We start from the raw sequence: 748 nt of genomic DNA, 5'->3' as shown, positions 1-748 counted from the left end.
GCCAGCCTTTTGATCCTGTGCCTCGATAAGAATTGATCAGTGGAGACAGGTCGAGCTGGTCAACAACATCCACCACAAAGCGAGCCATATGACCTTCTGGAAGATAATCCTGGATGCTGGCAGGGAAAAGGTCGGGAGTGTTTCGGTCGACCGGTTTGAACTTCCACTTATTCATAGTGCTTTGAGTGTTACTGGTACTGGAATCAGGATTTTACCTGTTTTGCTGGTTAAGTCCGACAGGCTCCTAGCTAACCGGTTCTCTGACACCTATAAACACATAAATCAACACGGTATGTCTCAACAGCTTTTAAAACAATATAACGAGAGAATTTTTACAGAGCTATTCGTCTTAAGTCATTGTTTAAGTTCAGCTATTGAAGAAGGTATTAGAGACCCTGTCTTAGAAGGATATATGACAGCATGTATTCCCATCATAAGCAACATGAAAACATTAGGGTTTCTTGAATCTGCAGATAATGTATCAATTAAAATTGTTGAAAGAGACTGTAAATCTAAGGAACCTGCGAATAAGTCCCTGATCATGAGATAATAATCTCAGCAGCTTGATCAGAGGTAGTCATGGACCAACAACTCTCTTTTTCCGACAGTGAATTCAGCCAGAAGCGACGCAGAACTCGTAGGGAAATTTTTCTTGAAAGAATGGAGGTTCTGATTCCATGGAAACGCTTAGAGGCCGTAATCGAGCCCTATTACCCTAAGCGTGGCAACGGAAGACCTCCTTATCCTC

1 protein-coding gene is annotated in these 748 nt (G+C 42.4%); it reads left to right on the top strand.

Annotated elements, in window-relative coordinates; all coding sequences use genetic code 11:
* Positions 1 to 579: 579 nt before the first annotated feature.
* The coding region (locus WG89_RS32605) for a transposase (protein WP_062260605.1) at positions 580 to 748 on the top strand (169 nt) is incomplete at its 3' end.

The sequence above is a fragment of the Endozoicomonas arenosclerae genome (genome assembly GCF_001562015.1).
GTDB classification, from domain to species: domain Bacteria; phylum Pseudomonadota; class Gammaproteobacteria; order Pseudomonadales; family Endozoicomonadaceae; genus Endozoicomonas_A; species Endozoicomonas_A arenosclerae.
The sequence above is the reverse complement of the archived record's forward strand: the minus strand, read 5'-3'. Positions and strand labels throughout refer to the sequence as shown.